Here is a 22,824-nt window from a genome sequence, read left to right on the forward strand (position 1 = left end):
CACTACCGTGTGCGATAGCCAGCAGCCACCGGTCCCGTTCGTGCGGCTAGCGGACTCCCAGCCAGAGGCCGGCCGTGGCCGCGGCAACCCCCAGCAACACATTGGCGCAAGCATTTCCCACGGCGGCTCCGTGCCGTTCCGCCTGCCACAGCCGCACGGTGGCTACGCCGAACGTGCTGAACGTTGTCAGCCCGCCGCAGAGGCCGACGGACAGGATGGCCTGAACCTCCGGACTCCAGCCCGAACCTTCCGCGAATCCGGCGAGCAGACCCATCGCGAAGGACCCCAGGATATTCGCCGCCAGCGTGCCGGCCGGCCATGGGTGGTCGTGCCCGGCGGAGACCGGGACATACCTGGTGACCAGCGTGTCGAGCCAGACGCGCAAGACAGAGCCGGCGGCCCCCGCGAGACCCACGCAAAGCCCGAGGACCAGCGCAGTCATCCGTTCCCCCTGCGTCGGGCGAGCACGCCGCCCAGCCAGAGTCCGCCGCCGGCCGCCGCCAGACCGAGGACGAGCGAGGCCGCAAGGTAGGCCGCGGCCTGTCCCGGCGACGGAGCGACGCCGTACCGAGCGCCGGCAGCCAGGTGGACGGCCACCGCGGAAAAGGTCGTGAACGACCCGAGCAGACCCGGACCGACGGCCGCGCGCAGCGCCGCGGAACGCGAGCCCGGGCCACCCGCCAACCAGACGGCCGTCAGCAGCCCCAAGACCAGGCAGCCGACGACGTTGATGGCGAGCGTGGTCCACGGGAAGCCCAAGTCGTCCGGTGCGATCCCGGCCAGGGAGTACCGCAGCAACGTGCCGACGAATCCACCCCCGGCCACGGCCCCCGCGATGCCAGGGGTGAGCCCTGCGGTCCTCACGCGCGCGAGGCCGATGGGACGATCCAGACCCCGCTGGCCTGTTCGGGGGTCAACGGATGGCTTTCCGGATCCAGCTGGGAGCCCGGGACGATGCCGACGGCCGCACAGGCGCGCAGCAGGCCTGGGTCGGCGTCGCTGACCCGAACGACGACGGCGCTTCCGGAAGACGCTTGATCCAGGCGCACCGCGGCGGGAAGCCGGAGATCGCCACCGGCCGTGGGAATGGGGTCCCCGTGCGGGTCGCTGGCGGGGTGGCCGAGGCGCGCGTCCAGCCGGTCGATGAACCGTGCCGAGACGGTGTGCTCCAGCAGCTCGGCCTCGTCGTGCACCTCGTCCCAGCCGTAGCCGAGCTCACCGACGAGGAACGTTTCGATCAGCCGGTGGCGCCTCACGACGGCCAGGGCGCAACGCCGTCCCTCCGGTGTGAGCGACACGGCGCCGTACGGCGGGTGGTCCAGCAGGCCCCGACCGACCAGCTTGGCCACCATGGACGTCGCGGAGGCGGGGGAGACCCCGAGCTTGGCGGCGACGGCTCCGGTGGTGACCGGGTGCCTGTCCCACTCGCCCAGGCCGTAGACGGCCTTGAGGTAGTCCTCTTCGTTGCTTGAGAGCGTCACCCGGACACAGTATCGCGCCGCAGGGCCGTCGTCAGAACCCCCGTGCGCGGGGCGAACAGATAGGCGATCAGGAACATCGCCGCCTGCGCCAGGACCACGGACGCTCCGGTCGACAGATCCAGGTAGTAGCTGGCGTAGATGCCGGCCACCGCGGAAAGCGCGCCCAGCGTGGAAGCCATGAGGAGCATGCGTCCGAAGCGGCGGGTGAGCAGGAACGCGGTGGCCCCGGGAATGATCAACATCGCCACGACCAGGATGATGCCCAGCGCCTGCAGGCTGGTGACGACCGTGAGGGCGAGCAGCCCCAGCAGGATGGCGTTCAGAACGCGGGCGTTGAGGCCGATCGCGTGCGCGTGCACGGGGTCGAAGGCCAACAGCGTCAGGTCCTTGCGCAGGTACAGGACCACGGCCAGTGTCACCGCGCCGAGGACGAGGACCTGGGCGAGCTCGCCCGGCCCCGTGCCGAGTACGTTGCCGAACAGGATGTGTCCGAGGTCGACCTGGCTGGGGGTGCGGGAGATGATGGCGAGGCCGAGAGCGAAAAGGGCCGTGAACACCACGCCGGTGGCGGTGTCCGACTTCAGTTTCGTGGTCGCCCGCAGTCCGCCGATGAGATAGACGGCGCCGAGCCCGAAGACCAACGCCCCGACAACGAACGGCACGCCCACCAGATAGGAGAGGGCGACCCCGGGCAGCACCGCGTGGGAGATGGCGTCGCCCATCAGGGACCAGCCCATGAGCACCAGCCAGCAGGACAAAACCGAGCACACCAGCGCCGCGGCGAGGGTGACGGCCAAGGCATTCGTCATGAACCCGTAGCCGAACGGCTCGACGAGCCATGCCACCGGATTCACTGTTCGCCCTCGCGCCCGTCGGAACCGAAGGCGAGCGCGAGGTTGGCGTCCGTGAGGACGTCGTCCGGTAGGCCGCTGGCGAGGACCCTACGGTGCAGTAGAAGGGCGTGGGTGCACAATTTGGGGACTCCGGCCAGGTCGTGGGTGGACATGAGGATGGTTCGGCCGGCTCCGCGCAATATCTCCAGCTGGGCGCTGATCAGGCGTTCCGAACCGACGTCGACGCCGGCGAACGGTTCGTCGAGCAGCATGAGGTCCGCGTCCTGCGCGATGCCGCGGGCGACGAAGGCACGCTTGCGCTGTCCGCCGGACAGTTCGCCGATCTGGCGGCCGCCCGAACCTGCCAGGTCCACGCGCTCCAGCGCTTCGTCGACTGCGTCCCGGTCGACGGCGGAGGGCCTGCGCGAGCGCCCCATGTATCCGTAGCGTCCCATCATGACGACGTCCCGGACGCTGACCGGAAAGGTCCAGTCGACCGCTTCCGCCTGCGGGACGTAGGAGATGCGACCTTCCTTGCGGGCACGGGCCGGTGCGAGGCCGAAGAGCCGGACCGTTCCGTTCGAGGGGGAGACCAGGCCCATGAGTGCCTTGAACAGTGTCGACTTTCCGCTCCCGTTGACGCCCACCAGACCGCACAGCTCTCCGGCCGGGAGGCTGAAGTCGACTCCCTCCAAGGCGCGGGTGCTCCCGTATTTGACGCCGAGTCCGGCCACGTGGATGGCCGCCTCCGGGGGTTCAGCCGTTGGCAGGGGCATGGTCGAGTCCTTCCAGGATCAGGTCCAGATCGTGGTTCAGCAGCTCCAGGAACGTGGGGACCGGCCCCTCGGGGCCGGAAAGCGAATCGACGTACAGGAGTCCGCGCAGGGAAACGCCCGCCTCTTGGGCGACTCGTTCCTGTGCCGCCGGGTTGATCGTGGATTCGCAGAAGACCGCCGGAACGTCCTTGTCCTTCACGAATTCAATCTGCTCGCGGATCTGGCGGGGCGTCCCCTCGGCGTCCGAGTTGACCGGCCACAGGAAGTGCTCCTCCAGGCCGAGGTCGCGGGCCAAATAGGAGAACGCGCCCTCGCACGTGACGAGGGCGGCGTGCGGGTTGTTGGCGACGCCTGCGCGCGTGCGGCGCTCGAGGTCCCTGAGCTCGCCGCGGAACGCGTCGGCGCGGCGGGCGAAGTAGTCGGCGTCCTCGGGGCTCAGCCGGGCCAGCGCCTTTTCGGCGTTGTCGACGTAGGTCCGTGCCTGCACGGGGGACATCCAGGCATGCGGGTTGGGCCGTCCCGAGTACGCGCCGGTGGCGATGTCCACCGGGTCCACCCCGGCGGACAGAACCGCATGGGGAACGTCGAGGTCGCGGACGAACCGGCCGAACCAGCGTTCCAGCCCGAGGCCGTTGTCCAGCACCAAATCGGCCTCGTGGATTCGCACGAGATCGGACGGGGTGGGTTCGTAGCCGTGGATCTCCGCGCCGGGTTTCGTGATGGACAGGACCTCCACGCGGTCGCCTCCGACCTGGCGCACCAGGTCCGCCAACACGCTGAACGTGGTCAGGACCACGGGCTTCTCGGTTCCGGTCTCCGCCGGGGCGGGCGCCGAACAGGCAACGAGCACCAGGACGCAGGTTAACGCCAGTGCCGCGGCGCAGCGCCGCGGGGGCGTGCCCTGTTCGGGGTTCACACGCACGGAACTAGGCGACGGTGACGATTTTTAGCCATGGCTGAATATTGCACTCAGGGGTGTTTGGCGCAACTCGGACGAAAAACGTCCGCACGCCAGACGGCGCGCGGACGGTGCAGATCCCCGGGGCGGCGTGCCCCTAGCCGCGCTCGAAGATGGCGAGCGCGGATTCGTGCAGCTTGTTGTTGGTCGCCAACGCGTTTCCGCCGAAACAACCGTCCTCGCCTTCGAGGGACGTGAAGCGTCCGCCCGCCTCGGTCACGATGGGCACCAGCGCCGCCATGTCGTGGAGGTTGAGCTCGGGTTCGCAGGCGATGTCCACGGCTCCCTCGGCGACGAGGCAGTACGACCAGAAGTCGCCGTAGGCGCGGGTGCGCCACACCGAGTCGTGGAGTTCGAGCATCTGGTCCAGCTGTCCGCGGTCCCGCCAACCCCCGAGGCTGGAATAGGACAGCGACGCGTCGGCCAGCGCGCCGACGTCGGACACCTGGAGACGGCTCGCGGCGGCAAGGGACTTGCCGGTGTAGGCGCCCATCGCCTCGGCCGCCCACCAGCGCCGGCCCAGCGCGGGCGCGGAGACCAGGCCGACGACGGGGCGTCCCTCGTCCAGCAGCGCGATGAGCGTGGCCCACACGGGCACACCGCGCACGAAGCTCTTGGTGCCGTCGATCGGGTCGATCACCCAGCGGCGGGGACCGTGTCCGGTGCTGCCGAACTCCTCGCCGAGCACCGCGTCCCGCGGCCGGGCCCGGGACAAGTGGCTTCGGATGGCTTCCTCGGCCGCGCGATCGGCGTCCGTCACGGGGGTGAGGTCCGGTTTCGTGTCCACCTTCAGGTCCATCGCCTTGAAACGGGACATGGTCAGGGAATCCACCGAATCCGCGATGACGTGGGCCAGTCGCAGGTCATCGTTGTAGTTCATAACATCGCGGTTCATGCCCTCCAACCTACCGCAGGCGCCGCCGCAGCCCGTGGTGCTAGACGGCTCCGAGCTGTTTGGCCTCCGCCTTGTCTTCGGCGCCGAGCAGCCGGCGCAGCGAGGCAAGCCTGGCCGGTGCGGACGGGTCCGCCTCGGCCCGGACCACCCACGCGTCGAGGGCGCATCCCACGGCATCGGCGGCATGCGTGCAACCCCGGGGGCAATCGGCGGAGGCGGGGAACAGGTCCGGGAACGAGTCGAGGATGTTGTCCGCGTCCACCAGCGCCAGTCCGAACGAACGGATTCCGGGGGTATCGATTATCCATGTTCCGGCGGGCGCGTCCCCGACCCGCAGGGCGATCGCGGAGGACGACGTGTGCCGACCCCGACCGGTCACCGCGTTGACGCCACCCGTGGCGCGCTGCGCCCCGGTCAATGCGTTGACGAGTGTTGACTTGCCGACGCCGGAGTGGCCCAGCACCACGCTGACCTTTCCGGCCAGGAGTTCGTGGAGCCGCTCGACGGCCGCCCCTTCCAGCCGCGCGGACAGACCGTCGGCCGACCGCGCGTCGATTCCGGTCGCCGAGTCGCCGGCGGACCTGCTCACCACCACCTCGAGGTCGAGATGCCGGTAGTTCTCCAAGAGCGCTCCCGGATCCCGGACATCGGCCTTCGTGACGCACAGGACCGGTTCGATTCCGGCGTCGTACGCGGCGACCAGAGCACGGTCGATGAATCCGGTGCGGGGTTCGGGGTTCGCGGCGGCGACCACGATCACCAACTGGTCGGCATTGGCCACGACGACCCGCTCCACGGGATCCGTGTCGTCGGCGCTGCGGCGCAGGACGGTCTCCCGGTCTTGGATACGCACCAAGCGGGCCAAGCTGTCCGGTGAACCGCTGGTGTCGCCAACCAACGCGACGAAATCCCCCGGCACCACGGGAGAGCGGCGCAGTTCGCGCGCGCGGGCCGCGACGACGATCCGCTCGGTGTCCGTGTCCTCGTCGAGAATGGCCGTGTAGCGTCCCCGGTCGACAGTGACGATGCGGCCGATCACCGCGTCATCGTAGGCGGGGCGGTCCTTGGTGCGCGGCTTGGACCCCTTCTTGTTCGGACGGATGCGGACATCCGATTCGTCCCACTCGTAGGCGTCGCGCCCCATGCTCAGCCCCGGTCCGCCGTAGCGGCGAGGGCGCTCCACAACTCGGGGAACTCGGGCATGGTCTTGGCGGTGGCACCGATGTCCTCGACCTCGACGCCTTCCACGGCCAGGCCGATGATCGCACCCGCGGTCGCCATGCGGTGGTCCGCGTAGGTGCGGAACAGGCCGCCGTGTAGCGGCCGCGGGCGGATGACCAAGCCGTCGGGAGTCTCCTCGGCGTCGCCACCGAGGTTGTTGATCTCCGTGACCAGCGCGGCGAGCCGGTCGGTCTCGTGGCCCCTGAGGTGGGCGATGCCGGTCAGGCGCGATTCGCCGTCGGCCAGTGCGCACAGCGCGGCCACGGTGGGGGCGAGCTCCGAGGCGTCGGCGAGGTCGATGCCCTTGATCCGTCCGCCGCCGCGGACCGTGAGCGTTCCGTCGCTCAGCTCCACGGAGGCCCCCATCCGCGCGAGGATCGACTGCCAGGCGTTGCCGACCTGGGTGGTGGGTTCCGGCCAGTCGGGGATCCGGACCGTCCCGCCCGTGGCCAGCGCCGCGGCCAGGAAGGGGCCCGCATTGGACAGGTCCTGCTCCATCCTGCGATCGAAGGCCGCGACGGGCCCGGGGGAGACCACCCAGTGGTTGGGCACGGAGTCGTCCACCTCGACGCCCACGCTGCGAAGCACTTCCACCGTCATACGGATGTGGTCCAGGCTCGGCACCGGGTTTCCGGCGTGCTCGAGGTGGAGCCCTTCGCTGAAACGCGAGGCCACGAGAAGCAGTGCCGAAACGAATTGGGACGAGCCGCTGGCGTCAATCACCACGTGTCCGCCGCGGACCCGGCCGGTGCCCGCGATCGTGAACGGCAGGCTACCGCGGCCGCCGTCGGCGACGTCGATTCCGAGGTCCCGCAGTCCGCCGAGCACCGCACCTATGGGGCGCTTGCGCATGTGGTCGTCTCCGTCGAAGGAAACCGTGGAACCCGTCATCGCCGCCAGCGGGGGCACGAATCGCATCACGGTGCCGGCGAGGCCACAATCCACGTGGACGCTCCCCAAATCAGCGCCGGGCGAGATCGGGTGGACCACCAGATCCGGGCCGAAGCGGTCGTCATCGCCGGCGACCTCTTCGATTCTCGCCCCGAGTGACCGCAGTGCGCTGACCATCAGGACGGAATCCCGCGAATGCAGCGGCGCGCGAAGTCGGCTCGGTCCCGACGCCACGGCGGCAAGCACCAGGTAGCGGTTGGTCAGCGACTTCGATGCCGGAACGCGCAGCGTCGCGTCGACGGGAGCCGCGGCCCGGGGGGCGGGCCAGGGAGCGGGTGTGGAGGGGGCTGAGCTGGCGGAAATCGTCATGCGGGTCGGGCCTAGTGGCCGATCACCCCTCCTGCGGTTTTCCGCGCCTCGGCGGTGGTGCGCTGGACGGTTCGTCCGAGGTCGCGGTTGGTCTTCGCCAGGTGCTTGCGGGCGTCGGCCGTCAGGTGCTGGGCGCGCCAGGCGAGCGAGGGTTGGCCGGCCGTGTCGACGGATGCCAAGAGGATCCCGCCCGCGAGGGAGGCGTTGCGAAGGCGCGACGCCGACTTGGCGCCGTTGGCCGAATCGGAGGAGTCCTCGAACGAGGCCAACGCGGAGGCGCCCACGAGGAGCGAGGCGGACAGGCGCGGGAAGCGGCCGAGGGCAAACAGGAGTCCGGCAACGACCTGCACGCCGCCGACCACGCGGGCGACCGCGGCGGGCTGATCCGCGAACTGCTGGAGCTGCGGGACGACCGTGGAGATGCGTCGCAGCCCCGGCTGGAGCCGCTCGCCCGATTCGTTCGGCTTGCGCAGGCGTTCCAACCCCGACCACACGAAGCTTGAGGCCAACAGGGGACGGGCAATCAGGCGGACGAGAGACATGTGTACCTCCGGGTTCGTCGGGTGCGTTTTCGCTGCACCTAGTCTTGCACTTTTTCCTTGCCGGCGGGCCCGTTGCGGGGAATACCGGCACTGATCCGGCTGTTGTGATGAGCACGTGTGGAACGAGCCCGGCGTCCGGTTGCGGCGTGTGTTCCGCGACTGAAAGGAGACGAGCCTATGGCGACACTGACGGAGGAAGCTCCCGCCGTGCCCGGCACGGCGTCCGGCGTAGACTGTGGCGTGATGACCGAGAGCAGCCAGAGCACCGAGATGGTGCCAGACGGAGCAGAGACCGAAGAGCAGCGGCGGGAGCGTTTCGAACGCGACGCCATGCAGTATGTCGACCAGCTGTTTTCCGCCGCCATGCGCATGGCGCGGAACCCCAGCGATGCCGAGGATCTCGTCCAGGAGGCGTACACGAAGGCCTATTCGGCGTTCCACCAGTACAAGCCCGGTACGAACCTGAAGGCTTGGCTCTACCGGATCCTCACGAACACCTACATCAACCTGTACCGCAAGCGCCAGCGCGAACCGCTGCGCGCCAATACCGACAACGTCGAGGACTGGCAGATGGCGCAGGCGGCGGAGCACACGCCGACCGGCCTGCGTTCGGCGGAGGCCGAGGCCCTGGACCATCTGCCCGACTCCGACGTCAAGGACGCGCTGCAGTCGATCCCTGAGGAGTTCCGCCTCGCCGTCTACTTCGCGGACGTCGAGGGGTTCGCCTACAAGGAGGTCGCCGAGATCCTCGGGATCCCCATGGGAACCGTGATGTCGCGCCTGCACCGGGGACGCAAGCAGCTACGCGAGTTGCTGGCCGACTACGCCGCCGAACGTGGGCTCGGCAAAAGGAAACCAACGGGTGGCCGCTCCGCGGCGGCCCCACAGGAGGAAAACTAATGGGCGATTGTCAATCGCTGGGCGACTGCGACGATAAGCGGATCGTCCGACTTTACGAATACCTGGACGGCGCGCTGTCGCTCGAGGATCTCAACGAGGTCAAGGACCACCTCGAACACTGCAAGGAGTGCGCGCACGAATACGACCTTGAGTGCATCATCCGCTCCGTGGTTCGGCGCAGTTGCCAGGAGGTTGCCCCCCAGACCCTGAAGTCGCGGATCATGGGCCGCATCAGCGAGATTCGCGTCGAGTCCGGCCACGCGTAGGGGCGGTGGTAACCGCCCCGCGCGGCAAAAGGGTCCGTCTCCCAGTGGGAGACGGACCCTTTCGCTTACCGAACCGTTTAGGTGTTGGGGCGCTTACCGTGGTTTGCGCCGCCACGCTTACGGTCACGACGCTTGCGTGCTCGCTTGCTCATAGCTGCCTCCTTACTTAGATCAAAAAGAACTGCGTCCCAGTCTCCCACACGCCGGTGGGGTGGCCTAACCGGCATGCGTGCGCAATCAACCCGCGGCGGCGGGCTCCGGGAGCTCCAGCCACTTGTGCCAGCCGCGGTGTAGCACCAACCAAGCCACCAGTCCGTGGCCCGCCTGCCCGGGGAGCCCCCCGTTCGCGGCCAGGTCACTGCGCCACTGCTCGTGGTTCTGCAGCGGGCCGAAGGTGTCCACAAAGGCATGATGGCGCCGGGACGCCACGTCGCCGTACGCGGCGGACAGCTCGGCCAATCGGGTGTTGCGCTCGGTATCCAGCCCTGGGGTGGGGCCGACGACGAGGGCCTTGATGCTGAGCTGGGACGCGGCGTCGAGAATGTTGGCAAGGTTGAGCCGACTCCGGGCGGTGGAGAGACCAACGTCGAGATCGAAGTCCGAGAGCGCGACAACCAAGCGGTTATCGCACCCGTCCCCGAAGCGACGCCCGGCTTCCTCCAGCCAACGCTGTGCCAGTACCTCGGTGCCCTCGTCGGGACTGGCAAGGGTGTAGCTCTCCAGACGCACGTCGTCGGCCGCTGTGCGCGCCAGGACGCGTCCGTACCACCCCAACGCACGTGGATCGCCGTGTCCGGCCAACAGCTCGTTGCCTACTGCCGCTATGCGGATGATGCGTTGTTGCACGAAGGACCTCTCTTGGCGGTTGGGGACGCCTCGCGGCGGCCACCCGGGTACGGCATGCGGGCGGGACGGAATCCGCCCCGCCCGCTGGAACTGCTCGCGTTCGCGGATCGGGTCTAGCCCCGACCGAAGGCCTGCTGCAGCAACTGGGACTGCTCGACGTCGTGCCGCTTGTGCGAACCGGTCGACGTCGCGGCGGAAGCCGTCCGGGACACGAGCCGGATATCGCGGTCCAGTTCCGGCGCAAGGTTGAGTCCGATGAAGGGCCACGGGCCCTGGTTCGCCGGCTCGTCCTGCGCCCAGAGCACATCCGCTTTGGGGTACTTGGCCAACTCGGCGGCGATCTCCTCCGCCGGCAGCGGGTACAGCTGCTCGACGCGGACGATTGCCGTCTTCTCGTCCGCGGCCTTACGGCGCGCCGACTCGAGGTCGTAGTACAGGCGCCCCGAAACGAGCACCACCCGGTCCACCTTCTTGGCGTCGAGTCCGGCGGTGTCAGGGATGACCTGCTGGAAGCGGCCCTCCGTAAAGTCCTCCACCGTGCAGGCCGCGGCCTTGAGCCGCAGTAGCTGCTTCGGCGTGAAGATGATCAGCGGCCGGCGCGGCCGCGCGTAGGCCTGCCGGCGCAGCAGGTGGAAGTGGTTGGCGCCGTTGGACGGGTTGGCGACCACCATGTTGTCCTCCGCGCACATCTGGAGGAAACGCTCGATGCGGGCCGACGAGTGGTCCGGGCCCTGACCCTCGTAGCCATGCGGGAGCATCAGCACCAGCGACGAGCGCTGGCCCCACTTCTGCTCGGCGGAGGAGATGAACTCGTCGATGACCGTCTGGGCGCCGTTGACGAAGTCTCCGAACTGCGCCTCCCAGAGGACGAGGGCGTCCGGCCGTTCCACGGAGTATCCGTATTCGAAGCCCATCGCCGCGTATTCGGACAGCAGCGAGTCGTAGATCCACAGCTTTGCCTGGTCGTCGGACAGGTGGTGCAGCGGCATCCACTCGTTGCCGTTGGCGCGGTCGTGGAAAACGGCGTGGCGCTGGACGAACGTACCGCGCCTCGAGTCCTGGCCGGCAAGCCGGACGGGTACGCCTTCCATGGAGAGCGAGCCGAACGCGGCGAGCTCGGCGAAGCCCCAGTCGATGCCGCCTTCGCGGGACATCTGCTCGCGTCGCTCCAGCAGCGCCTTCAGCTTCGGGTGCACCGTGAAGCCGTCGGGGATCTGCGTGTGCGCGGCGCCGATCCTGCCCAGGGTCTCCGGCGTGATGGCGGTTTCGGTGCGCGACGGCGTCGACTCGTCGTCGAGCTGCGACGTCGGCAGCTCGAGGTCGTGCACCGTGGTGCCGTCCGAGCTGATGACCGGGATGGGGGAGGTCTGGGCGGCGTGCGTCTCCGAGAAGACACGCTCCAGGCGTTCCTGGTAGTCGCGCAGGGCCTGGTCCGCTTCCTCCTGCGTGATGTCGCCGCGGCCGACGAGGGCCTCGGTGTATAGCTTGCGGGTGGAGCGCTTGGCCTCGATGAGGTTGTACATCATCGGCTGCGTCATCGACGGGTCGTCGCCCTCGTTGTGTCCACGGCGCCGATAGCAGACCATGTCGATCACGACGTCCTTGTGGAACTTCTGGCGGTATTTGAAAGCGAACTGGGCCACGCGGACCACGGCCTCGGGATCATCGCCGTTCACGTGGAACACAGGTGCCTGGACCATCTTCGCGACGTCCGTCGAGTAGACGGAGGAGCGCGAGGCGGTCGGTGAGGTGGTGAAGCCGACCTGGTTGTTCACGACGACGTGGATCGTGCCGCCGGTGCGGTAACCGCGCAGCTGGGAGAGGTTGAGCGTCTCCGCCACCACGCCCTGGCCGGCGAACGCGGCGTCGCCGTGCACGAGCAGGGGCAGGACTCCGAAGCCCTCGTCGCCCTGGTCGAGGCGGTCCTGCTTGGCGCGGACGATGCCCTCCAGGACCGAATCGACGGCCTCGAGGTGCGAAGGGTTCGCGGCCAGGTACACCTTCGTCTCGTTTCCGCGGTCGGAGACGAACTTCCCCTCCGTGCCGAGGTGGTACTTCACGTCGCCGGAACCCTGGACGCTGCGGGGATCCTGGGTACCCTCGAACTCGCGGAAGACCTGCGCGTAGGTCTTGCCGGCGATGTTGGTGAGAACGTTCAGGCGGCCGCGGTGCGCCATACCGATCGCGACCTCGTCGAGACCGTCGTCGGCGGCGTCGGAAATGATTCCGTCCAGCAGCGGGATCAACGATTCCCCGCCCTCGAGCGAGAAGCGCTTCTGGCCGACGAACTTGGTCTGGAGGAACGTCTCGAAGGCCTCGGCGGCATTCAGCTTGCTCAGGACGCGCAGCTGCTCCTCGCGTGTCGGCTTGGAGTACTCGTGCTCCAGCTCGGTCTGGAACCAGTCGCGCTCCTCCGGATCCTGGATGTGCATGTATTCGATGCCGGTGGTGCGGCAGTAGGCGTCGCGCAGGACGCCGAGAATCTTGCGCAGCGGGAGACGCGGTTCCCCGCCGAACCCTCCGGTGACCCATTCGCGGTCCAGATCCCACAGGGTCAGGCCGTAGGTCTGGATGTCGAGGTCCGGGTGGCGGCGCTGGACGTATTCGAGGGGGTTGGTGTCGGCCATGAGGTGGCCGCGCACGCGGTAGGCGTGGATGAGCTGCTGGATGCGCGCGATCTTGTTGACCTGCAGTTCGACGTCGACCTGGTTGTCGACCGTCCAACGCACGGGCTCATAGGGAATGCGCAGGGCCTCGAAGATTTCGTCGTAGAAGCCCCGTTCGCCCAGGAGGAGCGACTCCACCAGGCGCAGGAACTCGCCCGAGCCCGCACCCTGGATCACGCGGTGGTCGTAGGTGGAGGTCAGCGTGATGATCTTGCCGATGCCCTGGATGGCGACCGTCTTCTCGCTCGCGCCGCGGAACTCCGCCGGGTACTCGAGGGCGCCGACGCCCACGATTGTCGCCTGGCCCTTGGAAAGGCGCGGAACGGAGTGGACGGTGCCAATGCCGCCGGGGTTGGTCAGCGAAACCGTGGTGCCGGCGTAGTCGTCCGCCGTCAGCTTGTTGTTGCGGGCCCGTTTGATGAGGTCCTCGTAGGTGTTCCAGAATTCCGAGAAGTTCAGGTTCTCGGCCTTCTTGATGTTCGGCACGGCCAGCATCCGCGTGCCGTCCGGCTTCGGCATGTCGATGGCGATGCCGAAATTGACGTGGGCGGGCTGGACGGCGAAGGGCTTGCCGTCAACCTCCGCGTACGTGACGTTCTGCGAGGGGAAGAGTTTCAGGGCGCGGATGACGGCGAAGCCGATGAGGTGCGTAAAGGAGACCTTGCCGCCACGGGCGCGGGCGAGGTGGTTGTTGATGACCACCCGGTTGTCGATCAGGGCCTTGGCCGGCACTGCACGCACGGTGGTTGCCGTCGGGACGGTGAGGCTCTGCTCCATGTTGGTCGCGATGGCCTTGGCGGGGCCACGCAGGGGAGTGGACTTGTCCTCTTCCGTCGCGGCGGACGCCGAGGCGGACTTCGGCAGTTCCGCGGGGATGGGCTGGGTCTTGGGCGCGGCCTTGCTCTGGTCCTTGGGGGCTTCGGCGGGAAGGCTCTTGCCGGCCGCCGTGGTCGCGGGCTCGGAAGACTCGGCGGACGAGTTGGCGCCGGTGCCGGTTGCGTTCACGACGCGCGCGTCGGTCGCCGAACGGGGCGTGGCCTTCTTCGCTGCGGGCGCCGCGTCGGCCGGCTTCGCCGGCGCCTGCTGAGCCGGTGCGTTGTTCGGCTGGGCCTGGCGCGGGGAATCCGTGCCGCCGAAGGATTCGAAAATGTCCCACCACTTCTTGTCGACGGAGTTCTTGTCTCGGAGGAACTGCTGGTACAGCTCGTCGACAAGCCACTCGTTTCCGCCGAATTCCTCGGTCAGTCGGTGGTGTGGTTGTTCTGGCACGGTGACGCCTCTTCCCTGGTTGCCTCGTCGCTTGTAGCCCATGGGCCAGGACTGCACGACGACATAGTCCTAGGCCTCCGGCCAGTCTAGTGACTTTCCGCCGACCGTTGCGAATCTGCCGCCGTGCGTTTCCCCAGTCCCCGCGCGGCCCCGCGACCAGCGGTTGTTCTGTAGACTGGGGGCCTCATGGACAGCCATTCACCGTGCCGGCCAGCCGCCCCAGGGCGCAGCGCCGGCATTCCCCACATTGCCTCCCGCACGCCATCCGAGTCACCGACGGAGCCCTCCAGACCGGGTTCCCAGACTCCGCCGCCGCACATCGGCGCGCCTAGGGCGGTGGCCCGCTAGATGGAGTGGTTGCTGCTCCTGAGCGGCCTCGTTCTCATTCTGGGCACCGGTTTCTTCGTCGCCGTCGAATTCTCGCTGGTTGCCTTGGACCAATCCACGGTCCAGCGGGCCGTCGACTCCGGCGACAAGGCCGCGGTTCCCCTGATGCGTTGCCTCAAGTCCCTGTCGACACAGCTCTCTTCCTGCCAGCTCGGCATCACGCTGACCACGTTGCTGACCGGTTACGTGATGGAGCCCTCCGTGGGCAAGCTCCTAACGCCCGTGCTGGCCGCGGCCGGATTCGGCAACGCGTCCGCCCCCACCTCGCTGATCGTGGCCATGATCTTGGCCACGCTCTTTTCGATGGTGCTGGGTGAACTGATCCCCAAGAACCTGGCCATTGCCGAGGCGCTCGCCATCGGCAGGCATGTGGCGCGTCCGCAGCTCGTCTTCACGGCCATTTTCAGGCCGGCCATCGTCCTGCTCAACGGTTTCTCCAACCGGGTCCTGCACCTCGTGGGCCTCGAGGCCAAAGAGGAGATCTCGGGGGCGCGGAGCCCGGCCGAGCTGGCCTCCCTGGTGCGTCGTTCGGCGGACATGGGGACCCTGGACCCGGACACCGCCAACTTCCTCTCGCGAACGCTGCGCTTTTCCGAGCGGTCCGCGGCGGATGTCATGACCCCGCGCATCCGGATGGAGACGGTTCGCAACGACGACCCGCTCACCGAGGTGATCGAAACGGCCCGCCGGACCGGCTATTCGCGGTTTCCCGTGATCGGGGATTCGGCCGACGACGTCCTCGGCGTCTGCCACATCAAGAAGGCCGTCGCCGTGCCGCGGCGCAAGCGTGGCGGCCTGGTCGCCGGGAACATCATGACGGACATCGTCTCCGTGCCTGAGACCGTCCACCTGAACTCGCTCATCTCCGACCTGCGGGAAGCCAATCTCCAGGTGGCCATGGTCTTGGACGAATATGGCGGCACTGCCGGCATGGTCACGTTGGAGGACCTCGTGGAGGAGATCGTCGGAGAGGTGGTCGACGAGCACGACCGCACCAAACCCGGCGTCCTGCAGTCGGCCTCGGGCGACTGGTACTTCCCGGGGCTGCTTCGCCCGGACGAGCTGAGGGACCAGGTTCCCGGACTCCACATTCCCGACGACGCATCCTACGAGACGGTCGGGGGCTACCTCATGAGCGAGCTCGGCAGGATTCCCGCCGTCGGAGACACGGTTGCAACGGGTACCGGCCAACTGGAAGTCCAGCGCATGGACGGACGCCGCGTGGAACGCGTGCGCTTCCGGCCGGAGCGCGGTTCCTCCGCGCACATCGACGGTCCGATGGCGGAGGAGGTCCGATGAGCGACTGGGCCGGCATCGTCTGGTTGGTGGTGCTTCTTATGGGCAACGCGTTCTTCGTGGCCGCCGAGTTCGCCGTGATGACGGCGCGGCGCAGCCAGATCGAGCCGCTGGCGGACGCCGGAAGCGTCGCCGCGCGAACGGCCCTGAGGGCCATGGAAAACGTGTCGCTCATGCTCGCGGTGTGCCAGTTGGGGATTACGGTGTGTTCGCTGTTGATCCTCAACGTGGCGGAGCCCGCCATCCACCATCTCTTCGCGGCGCCGTTGGAGTCCGTCGGCGTTCCCCACGCGGTGGCCGACACGACGGCGTTCGTCCTGGCACTGGCCATCGTCACCTTCCTGCACGTGACGTTCGGGGAGATGGTGCCGAAGAACATCTCGGTCAGTGTCGCGGACCGCGCGGTCCTGGTCCTCGCTCCGCCCCTGCTGTGGATCTCGAAGCTGGTCCACCCGGTGGTGGCGTCCCTGAACTGGATCGCGAACCGCGCCCTGCGGCTGATGCGGGTCGAGGCCAAGGACGAGGTGACGTCGTCGTTCACGCTCGAAGAGGTGCAGTCGATCGTTCAGGAGTCCACCCGTCACGGCTTGGTGAAGGACGAGAGCGGCCTGCTTTCCGGGGCCCTGGAGTTCTCCGGACACACGGCGGGCAACATCATGGTGACCCTCGACGAGCTCGTGTCGCTGCCGCCGAGCACGACGCCGTCGAAGTTCGAGCGGGCGGTGGGCCGCACGGGGTTCTCCCGGTTCGTCATCCTCGACGAGGACGGCGAGCTCTTGGGCTACCTCCACCTCAAGGACGTCATGAACATCCCGCCCGCACGCTACGACGAGCCGATACCGGTGACCAAACTCAGGACGCTCGCCAACCTCGCCCTCGACGACGAGATCGAGGACGCGCTGGCGGTCATGCAGCGGACCGGCTCCCACCTGGCCCGAGTCAACGACGTCTCGGGGACGACGCGCGGCGTCCTGTTTCTCGAGGATGTGTTGGAGCAGCTCGTGGGGGAGATCCGCGACGCCACCCAATCCCAGGGCCTGAGACGGACCAATGGCAGCGGCGATAATGCAAATGAATCGCATTTGAGTTAGACTGGGATGGGCCGTTTGGCCCTACCACGCGTCATCCGAAAGGCATTCCCATGCGGCCGAGCGTCCTCCTGTCAGTCACCGCCCTGGCCTCCCTCGTCCTCGCGGGCTGCGCCACTGAACCCGCCGAAGAATCCGCGGACGGGACCCTCGCCGTCGTGGCTTCCACGAGCGTGTACGCCGACATCGCGCGCGCCGTCGGAGGGGACGGGGTCGAGGTCACCGCGATCATCGACAAGACGTCGCAGGATCCGCACTCCTACGAGGCGACGGCCCAGGACAAGTTGGCCATCTCGAAGGCCGACCTGGTGATCGCCAACGGCGGCGGATACGACCAGTTCATCGACGTCCTGACCAAGGACCTGGACATGGACGAGAACGCCGTGGTCACCGCCGTCGACCATGCCGAAGGCGCGCACGAGGGCGAGTCCGAGGCCGGACACGACGACCACGCGGGTGGGGACGAGAGCTCCCACTCCGAAGAGGAAACCCCTGCCGACGACGACGGCCACGACCACGCCGCCGGCAACGAGCACGTCTGGTACGACGTCCACACGGTCGCCGCCGTTGCCGGGGAGATCGCCCATCGACTCGGTGAGTCCCAGCCGGAGAACGCGGAAGACTTCGAAGCGAACGCGGAAGACTTCGTCGCGTCGCTGAAGCCGGTCGAGGACCGCATCGCATCGTTGGCCGAGGCGACCTCCGGCAAGAAATTCGCCATGACCGAGCCCGTTCCCTACTACCTGCTCCTCGAGGCCGGCCTCGAGGACGGGACCCCGCAGGGATTCAGCGAGGCAATCGAACAGGGCGACGACGTTTCCCCCGCGCTGCTGCGGGAACTGCGCGACGGCCTGGCCGATGGTGGGTATGCTGTCCTCGCATACAACCCGCAGACCGCGGGACCCCAGACGGAATCCGTGCGCAGCGCCGCGGAGTCCGCGGGTGTCCCCGTCGTCGAATTCACCGAGACCCTGCCGGAAGGTACCGATTACGTGTCCTGGATGATGTCCAATGCCGAGGCCCTGGCGGCGGCACTTGACGGCTGATTTACCCGCAGCCGGACCCGCCCTCCGGTTGCGCGGGGCACGGTTGAGTTTCGGACGCCGGACCCTGTGGGAAGGACTCGATCTCGACGTCGCCCCGGGGGAATTCCTGGCGGTCCTCGGACCCAACGGATCCGGCAAGACCACCCTCTTGCGGGTGTTGCTTGGCCTCCAGGAACTCTCGGCAGGCACCGTGGAGGTCTCCGGCCGCCCCGCCAGCCGGGGGTCCCGACTCATCGGCACGATTCCACAGCAGAAGGGCTTCCCCGAGGACACACCCCTGCGCGCGCGCGACCTCGTGGCCCTCGGCATCGACGGCCACCGATGGGGCCCCCGGCTCTCCAGCCGCAAGTCGTTGGCGCGGCGCGTCGATGGACTGTTGGAGAAGGTCGGCGCGACGGACTACGCCGACCGCCCCGTGGGAGTGCTCTCCGGCGGCGAACAGCAGCGGCTCCGCGCCGCGCAGGCGCTTGCAGACAACCCGCGACTACTGCTCTGCGACGAGCCGCTGTTGTCCCTGGACATGCACCACCAGCAGGCGGTCTCGTCGCTGATCCACCGGCAGGCATGCGACCAGGGAAGCGCCGTGGTCTTCGTCACGCACGAAATCAATCCCATCCTGCAGTACGTCGACCGGGTGCTCTACCTGGCCGGGGGCAAATTCCACATCGGAGCACCCCACGAGGTGATGACCAGCGAGGTCCTGTCGGAGCTCTACGGCAGTCCCGTGGACGTCTTCCACAGCAACGGGCGCATCGTCGTCGTCGGAATTCCCGACGCCGTCGCCCACCACCACGGAGAGGACGCCTGAGACCCGTGGACACCAACGAATTCCTCCGCACGGTCTTCAGCTTCGAGAACTACGGCGAGATCCTGCCGCTCGTGTCCAACTCGATCGTCGCCGGGGCCGTGCTCGGGCTGGTCGGGGGGCTCATCGGCGTGTTCATCATGATGCGCGACATGGCGTTCGCCGTGCACGGCATCGCCGAGCTGAGCTTCGCGGGCGCGGCATTCGCCCTGCTCATCGGGGCCAATGTGGTGTTCGGCTCGATCGCGGGTTCCATCGTCGCCTCACTGGTGCTCGGACTCCTGGGCGCGAGCGCCAAGGACCGGAACTCCATCATCGGCGTGATGATGCCGTTCGGCCTGGGCCTGGGCATCCTCTGCCTGGCGCTCTACGAGGGCAGAAGCGCCAACAAATTCGGCCTGTTGACGGGACAGATCGTGGCGGTCGACGACGTCCAGCTCGGACTGCTCGTGGTCTGCGCCGTCGTCGTGGTCGCCGGACTGGTCGCCATCTGGCGCCCACTGACGTTCGTCAGCGCGGATCCGGTCGTTGCCGCCGCGCGCGGCGTGCCCGCCGGCCGGCTCTCGGTGGCCTTCATGTTGCTGCTCGGGCTCGCCGTGGCCCTGTCGATCCAGATCGTCGGCGCGCTGCTCGTCCTCAGCCTCTTGGTGACTCCCGCGGCCGCCGCCCTGCGCGTCACCGCGCGGCCGGCGCTGACGGTGTTCCTGAGCATCGCATTCGCCATGACGAGTGTGGTGGGCGGGATCATGTTGGCCCTGGCCGGAAGACTGCCCATCAGCCCCTATGTGACGACCATTTCGTTCCTGATCTACGCCATCTGCAGGGTCATCGCGTGGCGCAGGCACGCCACACGGCGCGAGCACATCGCAACGGCGTCGCCCACGGCTGCCTAATTCGGCGCGTTTTTGCGGGCGGTGCGGACGCGGTCAGCCGCGCGGGCCATCCGCCGCCGCCGTGCACGCGGGACAAAGACCGTAGATCTCGACCGTGTGTGTCGGCGCCGTATAGCCGTTCTCGGATGCCATGCGTGCCGCCCAGGTCTCCACCGCGGGCGCCTCCACCTCGACGGCCTTGCCGCAGTTTCGGCAGACCAGGTGATGGTGGTGGTGGTCGGCGCGGCAGCGCCGGTACACGGACTCGCCCTCCGCGGCGCGCAACACGTCGACCAGTTCGTCGTCGGCCATGGACTGGAGGATCCGGTACACCGTGGCCAGCGAGACCTTGTCCCCGCGGTCGAGGAGCAGGCGGTGCAGGTCCTGCGCGCTGACGAAGTCGTCGAGCTCCTTCAGGGCCGCCGCAACGGCCAAGCGCTGCTTGGTGACGCGCTGTTCGCTGCCGCGCTTTTCGGGGGCGGGGCTCGTCATGACGGGGATGGCTCCTGGTGCTTGGTGGACGGTCCGGCGCACACCGCGGGTGCGCGGCCGGGGATCCAAGCCTAACAGCGCAAAGGCGCGCCCGCGGGGCCCGTTCCGGGCGCCAAACCCCCGGCGTAGGCTGGCCCCATGAGACTCGCCAAGCATGGGCACGCGTGCGTGCGGTTGGAGAAGGACGGCAGGGTCCTGGTGATCGATCCCGGGACATTCAGCGATGTCGAAACCGCCGTGCCGGGGGCCGCCGCGATCCTCGTCACCCACGAGCATCCCGACCACATCGACGCGGACCGTGTCCTGCCGCTGCTCGCGGCCGACGCCGCGGCGGTCCTTTACGCTCCGGCCACCGTGGTGGACCGGCTGCGGCACCACGCGGCGGCCGGCGACGCCGCCGGACGCATCCACGCGGTCGAACCGGATGGCGCCTTCGAGGTCGCCGGTTTCCGGATCAGGACCTTCGGGGGCCAGCACGCCCTGATCCATCCACGCATCCCGATGGTCGCGAACATCGGCTACCTCGTCGACGAGCGGGTCTACCACCCCGGCGATTCGTTCACCGTCCCCCACGGCGCCGCCGTGGAGACGCTGTTGGTTCCCGCGCACGCGCCCTGGTCCAAAACCGGGGAGGTCATCGACTTCGTGGTCTCCGTGCGCGCCGAGGCGGCCATCCCGATCCACGACGGCCTGCTGAACGACGTCGGACTGCGCCTCGTCGACGGACACCTGTCCCGGATCGGCGGACTCCACGGCACCGAGTACGTGCGGCTGGCGGACGGCGAAAGCCGGGAGGTCTAGCTCTAGCCGCGCTTCCCGCGGCGCGGCCCGACGGGTCCCGACCAGAGGCCGGTCTCGAGCAACGCCTCTATGGTCCCCTTGAAGGGGGCGGGGTCGATCCCGGCCCGTGCCAGCCACGCGGGATTTCCGTGCGAACCGGCGTAACGTTCCCCGCCGTCGCACAGGATGGACACCACGCTGCCGGGTCGCCCCTCGGCGACCATGCGCGCCACCAGCTGCCAGGCGAGCCAGAGGTTGGTTCCCGTGGAGGGGCCGGCCGACAGGCCGCCCCAGGTCGCGAGGTGGCGCATGGCGGCGACCGAGGCGCCGTCGGGGACGGCCCGCACCAGGTCGATGACCGAGGGGATGAAGCTGGGCTCGGGCCTGGCCCGGCCGATGCCCTCGATGCGGCTGGGCCGTCCGACGGCCGCGAGGGGGTCGCCGCCGTCGTGCCACGCCTGCCAGGAGGGCAGGAACGCGGAGCCTTCGGGATCGGCGACGGCGAGCCGGCTCCGGAGCCGGTGGTAGCGGACGTAGCGCCCGATCGTGGCGCTGGTGCCGCCCGTCCCCGCGCCGACCACCACCCACTCCGGCACGGGATGCGGTTCCATCGACAGCTGGGAGAAGATGGACTCGGCGATGTTGTTGTTGCCGCGCCAATCCGTGGCCCGCTCCGCGTGCGTGAACTGGTCCATGTAGTGCCCGCCCGTGGCCCGGGCGACTTCCTCGGCCCGCGCGTAGACCGACGCCGGGTCGTCGACGAGGTCGCAGGACCCTCCGAAGCCCTCGATGAGTGCGATCTTCTCCGCCGACGTGCCCCTCGCCATGACCGCCACGAACGGCAGTCCCAGCAGCCTCGCGTAGTAGGCCTCGGAAACGGCGGTGCTCCCGCTGGAGGCCTCGACGATCGTCGTCGTCTCGTTGATCCAGCCGTTGACGAGGCCGTAGAGGAAGAGCGAGCGGGCCAGCCGGTGTTTGAGGCTGCCGGTGCGGTGGGTCGACTCGTCCTTCAGGTAAAGGTCCACGCCCCACCGCGCCGGGAGCGGCAACCGGTGCAGGTGGGTGTCCGCGGAGCGGTTGTTCTCTGCGTCTATCAGGTGGACGGCCCGGTCCACCCAGGCGCGCCCGGTGAGGCGGGGGAGCGGGGAAACGGGGTTCGGCTGGCTGTCCACGGAATCACCCTACCCGTGGCGTCAGCGGTCGACGGGCCCTTGCCGCGCGATGCACCGGCGGGTGCAGAATGGAGACGGAAACCCGAGGAAAGGTCGAAGCGATGCGCGCGTTGGTGGGTGTGGACGAGCTGTCCGAGCGGATGGCGGGCGCGGAGCGCACCGTGTTGCTCGACGTACGCTGGGCGCTGGGGGATCCCGACGGGAAACGGCACTACCTTCAGGGGCATCTCCCGGGTGCGGTCTACGTGGATCTGGCGACCGAGCTCGCGTCGCCGGGCGGACCGGAGACCGGCCGGCATCCGCTGCCCGAGCCGGAGGACTTCGCCGTCGCCGTCCGGCGGTGGGGCGTCCGCGACGGCGACACCGTCGTCGCGTACGACGCCACCGGTGGGCTCGCGGCGGCCCGGGCGTGGTGGCTGCTCCGGCACGCCGGCGTGGGGGACGCGTACCTGCTCGACGGCGGCCTGTCCGCCTGGACGGCGGCCGGCCTACCGCTCGAATCGGGGGACGTGCATCCGAGCGCCGGCGACGCCGCCACCGGCTGGGGCCACCTGCCCGTCGTCGACACCGAGACGGCGGCACGATGGCCGGACCGCGGGATCCTCCTCGATGCGCGAGCCGGCGACCGCTACCGCGGCGACAGCGAACCGGTCGATCCGCGGGCCGGCCACATCCCCGGCGCCCTGAGCGCACCGACGACGGGGAACCTGGGCGCCGACGGCCGGTTCCTGCCGGCGGACGCGCTCCGTCGGCGGTTCGCGTCCCTGGGGGCCGGGCCGGCCGCCAGGGAACTCGCCGTCTACTGCGGTTCGGGGGTGACCGCCGCGCACCAGATCGCGGCCCTGGCCGAGGCGGGCATCCCGGCGGCGCTCTACCCGGGTTCGTGGTCGCAGTACCAGGCGGATCCGAAGCGGCCCGCCGCCACCGGACCCGAACCGCGTTCGCGCGACGGCGGCCGGGACGTATAGGTTCA

Annotated in this window: 24 protein-coding genes; 9 read left to right on the forward strand and 15 right to left on the reverse strand. The window is 68.8% G+C overall.

From position 1 onward, the window contains the following. Positions 1–46 precede the first annotated feature (46 nt). From crcB to ACHAAJ_RS04110, 10 genes are all read right to left on the reverse strand, one after another. Complete coding sequence (crcB, locus tag ACHAAJ_RS04065; RefSeq protein WP_435726647.1) at positions 47–442, reverse strand: fluoride efflux transporter CrcB; 396 nt, start codon at positions 440–442, stop codon at positions 47–49. After that, entirely contained in the window at positions 439–864 is a 426-nt protein-coding gene (locus tag ACHAAJ_RS04070) for a fluoride efflux transporter FluC (protein ID WP_435726648.1), read from the reverse strand. The genes crcB and ACHAAJ_RS04070 overlap by 4 nt, the downstream gene beginning before the upstream one ends. Further along, positions 861–1,481, reverse strand: coding sequence for a metal-dependent transcriptional regulator (locus tag ACHAAJ_RS04075; RefSeq protein ID WP_435726649.1), 621 nt, complete (start codon positions 1,479–1,481; stop codon positions 861–863). Before ACHAAJ_RS04075 ends, ACHAAJ_RS04070 begins: the two co-directional genes overlap by 4 nt. Next, positions 1,478–2,335 (reverse strand): metal ABC transporter permease, encoded by an 858-nt coding sequence (locus ACHAAJ_RS04080; RefSeq protein WP_435726650.1) that lies wholly within the window; start codon positions 2,333–2,335, stop codon positions 1,478–1,480. Before ACHAAJ_RS04080 ends, ACHAAJ_RS04075 begins: the two co-directional genes overlap by 4 nt. Next, positions 2,332–3,090 carry a metal ABC transporter ATP-binding protein gene (locus ACHAAJ_RS04085; protein WP_435726651.1) on the reverse strand — a complete coding sequence of 253 codons (759 nt, stop codon included), beginning with the start codon at positions 3,088–3,090 and terminating at the stop codon, positions 2,332–2,334. Before ACHAAJ_RS04085 ends, ACHAAJ_RS04080 begins: the two co-directional genes overlap by 4 nt. Beyond that, positions 3,071–4,012 (reverse strand): metal ABC transporter substrate-binding protein, encoded by a 942-nt coding sequence (locus tag ACHAAJ_RS04090; protein ID WP_435726652.1) that lies wholly within the window; start codon positions 4,010–4,012, stop codon positions 3,071–3,073. The genes ACHAAJ_RS04085 and ACHAAJ_RS04090 overlap by 20 nt, the downstream gene beginning before the upstream one ends. A gap of 133 nt (positions 4,013–4,145) precedes the next feature. Continuing rightward, positions 4,146–4,943: a histidinol-phosphatase gene (hisN, locus tag ACHAAJ_RS04095; RefSeq protein WP_435726653.1), complete on the reverse strand. Its 798-nt coding sequence runs from the start codon at positions 4,941–4,943 to the stop codon at positions 4,146–4,148. Positions 4,944–4,983: 40 nt separating this feature from the next. After that, positions 4,984–6,087 (reverse strand): ribosome small subunit-dependent GTPase A, encoded by a 1,104-nt coding sequence (rsgA, locus tag ACHAAJ_RS04100; protein WP_435726949.1) that lies wholly within the window; start codon positions 6,085–6,087, stop codon positions 4,984–4,986. Between the two features lie 2 nt (positions 6,088–6,089). Next, positions 6,090–7,424, reverse strand: a complete 1,335-nt coding sequence (aroA, locus tag ACHAAJ_RS04105; protein ID WP_435726654.1) for a 3-phosphoshikimate 1-carboxyvinyltransferase — start codon at positions 7,422–7,424, stop codon at positions 6,090–6,092. A gap of 11 nt (positions 7,425–7,435) precedes the next feature. Then, complete coding sequence (locus ACHAAJ_RS04110; RefSeq protein ID WP_435726655.1) at positions 7,436–7,966, reverse strand: DoxX family membrane protein; 531 nt, start codon at positions 7,964–7,966, stop codon at positions 7,436–7,438. Positions 7,967–8,143: 177 nt separating this feature from the next. On the opposite strand from ACHAAJ_RS04110, the gene ACHAAJ_RS04115 reads away from it, so the two are divergent. Together ACHAAJ_RS04115 and rsrA are read left to right on the forward strand one after the other, a co-directional pair. Then, entirely contained in the window at positions 8,144–8,866 is a 723-nt protein-coding gene (locus ACHAAJ_RS04115; protein WP_435726656.1) for a sigma-70 family RNA polymerase sigma factor, read from the forward strand. Further along, entirely contained in the window at positions 8,866–9,132 is a 267-nt protein-coding gene (gene rsrA, locus ACHAAJ_RS04120) for a mycothiol system anti-sigma-R factor (RefSeq protein ID WP_435726657.1), read from the forward strand. Before ACHAAJ_RS04115 ends, rsrA begins: the two co-directional genes overlap by 1 nt. Positions 9,133–9,209: 77 nt before the next feature. Here rsrA and ACHAAJ_RS04125 read toward each other — a convergent pair whose 3' ends face one another. The 3 genes from ACHAAJ_RS04125 to ACHAAJ_RS04135 all read right to left on the reverse strand — a co-directional run bounded on the left by ACHAAJ_RS04125 (position 9,210) and on the right by ACHAAJ_RS04135 (position 13,913). After that, positions 9,210–9,284, reverse strand: coding sequence for a 50S ribosomal protein bL37 (locus tag ACHAAJ_RS04125; RefSeq protein WP_369299106.1), 75 nt, complete (start codon positions 9,282–9,284; stop codon positions 9,210–9,212). An 85-nt stretch (positions 9,285–9,369) separates the two neighbouring features. Beyond that, on the reverse strand, positions 9,370–9,978 hold the full coding sequence (locus tag ACHAAJ_RS04130) for a GDSL-type esterase/lipase family protein (protein WP_435726658.1): 609 nt from the start codon (positions 9,976–9,978) through the stop codon (positions 9,370–9,372). Positions 9,979–10,091: 113 nt separating this feature from the next. Then, positions 10,092–13,913, reverse strand: a complete 3,822-nt coding sequence (locus ACHAAJ_RS04135; RefSeq protein WP_435726659.1) for a multifunctional oxoglutarate decarboxylase/oxoglutarate dehydrogenase thiamine pyrophosphate-binding subunit/dihydrolipoyllysine-residue succinyltransferase subunit — start codon at positions 13,911–13,913, stop codon at positions 10,092–10,094. 348 nt (positions 13,914–14,261) lie between these two features. On the opposite strand from ACHAAJ_RS04135, the gene ACHAAJ_RS04140 reads away from it, so the two are divergent. From ACHAAJ_RS04140 to ACHAAJ_RS04160, 5 genes are read left to right on the forward strand one after another with little or no spacing between them, the layout of a single operon-like run. Then, positions 14,262–15,599 (forward strand): hemolysin family protein, encoded by a 1,338-nt coding sequence (locus tag ACHAAJ_RS04140; RefSeq protein WP_435726660.1) that lies wholly within the window; start codon positions 14,262–14,264, stop codon positions 15,597–15,599. Next, positions 15,596–16,687 carry a hemolysin family protein gene (locus ACHAAJ_RS04145; RefSeq protein WP_435726661.1) on the forward strand — a complete coding sequence of 364 codons (1,092 nt, stop codon included), beginning with the start codon at positions 15,596–15,598 and terminating at the stop codon, positions 16,685–16,687. Before ACHAAJ_RS04140 ends, ACHAAJ_RS04145 begins: the two co-directional genes overlap by 4 nt. 50 nt (positions 16,688–16,737) lie before the next feature. Next, positions 16,738–17,730, forward strand: coding sequence for a metal ABC transporter solute-binding protein, Zn/Mn family (locus ACHAAJ_RS04150; RefSeq protein WP_435726662.1), 993 nt, complete (start codon positions 16,738–16,740; stop codon positions 17,728–17,730). Then, positions 17,696–18,538 carry a metal ABC transporter ATP-binding protein gene (locus ACHAAJ_RS04155; protein ID WP_435726663.1) on the forward strand — a complete coding sequence of 281 codons (843 nt, stop codon included), beginning with the start codon at positions 17,696–17,698 and terminating at the stop codon, positions 18,536–18,538. The genes ACHAAJ_RS04150 and ACHAAJ_RS04155 overlap by 35 nt, the downstream gene beginning before the upstream one ends. Positions 18,539–18,543: 5 nt before the next feature. Beyond that, positions 18,544–19,428 (forward strand): metal ABC transporter permease, encoded by an 885-nt coding sequence (locus ACHAAJ_RS04160; protein ID WP_435726664.1) that lies wholly within the window; start codon positions 18,544–18,546, stop codon positions 19,426–19,428. Between the two features lie 33 nt (positions 19,429–19,461). On the opposite strand, the gene ACHAAJ_RS04165 is transcribed toward ACHAAJ_RS04160, so the two are convergent. Then, complete coding sequence (locus ACHAAJ_RS04165) at positions 19,462–19,899, reverse strand: Fur family transcriptional regulator (protein WP_435726665.1); 438 nt, start codon at positions 19,897–19,899, stop codon at positions 19,462–19,464. A gap of 138 nt (positions 19,900–20,037) precedes the next feature. Between ACHAAJ_RS04165 and ACHAAJ_RS04170 the strand changes: the two genes are divergently transcribed. Beyond that, on the forward strand, positions 20,038–20,700 hold the full coding sequence (locus tag ACHAAJ_RS04170) for an MBL fold metallo-hydrolase (RefSeq protein WP_435726666.1): 663 nt from the start codon (positions 20,038–20,040) through the stop codon (positions 20,698–20,700). A gap of 2 nt (positions 20,701–20,702) precedes the next feature. Here ACHAAJ_RS04170 and ACHAAJ_RS04175 read toward each other — a convergent pair whose 3' ends face one another. Beyond that, on the reverse strand, positions 20,703–21,851 hold the full coding sequence (locus ACHAAJ_RS04175; protein WP_435726667.1) for a PLP-dependent cysteine synthase family protein: 1,149 nt from the start codon (positions 21,849–21,851) through the stop codon (positions 20,703–20,705). A gap of 101 nt (positions 21,852–21,952) precedes the next feature. Between ACHAAJ_RS04175 and ACHAAJ_RS04180 the strand changes: the two genes are divergently transcribed. Continuing rightward, a complete protein-coding gene (locus ACHAAJ_RS04180) occupies positions 21,953–22,819 on the forward strand; it encodes a sulfurtransferase (protein ID WP_435726950.1) in 867 nt (288 codons plus the stop codon). Positions 22,820–22,824 lie beyond the last annotated feature (5 nt).

It is taken from the genome of Arthrobacter arnarulunnguaqae (genome assembly GCF_051262515.1).
Taxonomy (GTDB): domain Bacteria; phylum Actinomycetota; class Actinomycetes; order Actinomycetales; family Micrococcaceae; genus Arthrobacter_N.

Bases quoted from the DNA above. Each gene is read 5' to 3' on its own strand.
- crcB (WP_435726647.1), bottom strand. From the start codon at position 442: ATGACTGCGCTGGTCCTCGGGCTTTGCGTGGGTCTCGCGGGGGCCGCC.
- ACHAAJ_RS04085 (WP_435726651.1), bottom strand. From the start codon at position 3,090: ATGCCCCTGCCAACGGCTGAACCCCCGGAGGCGGCCATCCACGTGGCC.
- hisN (WP_435726653.1), bottom strand. From the start codon at position 4,943: ATGAACCGCGATGTTATGAACTACAACGATGACCTGCGACTGGCCCAC.
- rsgA (WP_435726949.1), bottom strand. From the start codon at position 6,087: ATGGGGCGCGACGCCTACGAGTGGGACGAATCGGATGTCCGCATCCGT.
- aroA (WP_435726654.1), bottom strand. From the start codon at position 7,424: ATGACGATTTCCGCCAGCTCAGCCCCCTCCACACCCGCTCCCTGGCCC.
- ACHAAJ_RS04110 (WP_435726655.1), bottom strand. From the start codon at position 7,966: ATGTCTCTCGTCCGCCTGATTGCCCGTCCCCTGTTGGCCTCAAGCTTC.
- ACHAAJ_RS04115 (WP_435726656.1), top strand. From the start codon at position 8,144: ATGGCGACACTGACGGAGGAAGCTCCCGCCGTGCCCGGCACGGCGTCC.
- rsrA (WP_435726657.1), top strand. From the start codon at position 8,866: ATGGGCGATTGTCAATCGCTGGGCGACTGCGACGATAAGCGGATCGTC.
- ACHAAJ_RS04140 (WP_435726660.1), top strand. From the start codon at position 14,262: ATGGAGTGGTTGCTGCTCCTGAGCGGCCTCGTTCTCATTCTGGGCACC.
- ACHAAJ_RS04145 (WP_435726661.1), top strand. From the start codon at position 15,596: ATGAGCGACTGGGCCGGCATCGTCTGGTTGGTGGTGCTTCTTATGGGC.
- ACHAAJ_RS04150 (WP_435726662.1), top strand. From the start codon at position 16,738: ATGCGGCCGAGCGTCCTCCTGTCAGTCACCGCCCTGGCCTCCCTCGTC.
- ACHAAJ_RS04155 (WP_435726663.1), top strand. From the start codon at position 17,696: ATGCCGAGGCCCTGGCGGCGGCACTTGACGGCTGATTTACCCGCAGCC.
- ACHAAJ_RS04165 (WP_435726665.1), bottom strand. From the start codon at position 19,899: ATGACGAGCCCCGCCCCCGAAAAGCGCGGCAGCGAACAGCGCGTCACC.
- ACHAAJ_RS04170 (WP_435726666.1), top strand. From the start codon at position 20,038: ATGAGACTCGCCAAGCATGGGCACGCGTGCGTGCGGTTGGAGAAGGAC.
- ACHAAJ_RS04180 (WP_435726950.1), top strand. From the start codon at position 21,953: ATGCGCGCGTTGGTGGGTGTGGACGAGCTGTCCGAGCGGATGGCGGGC.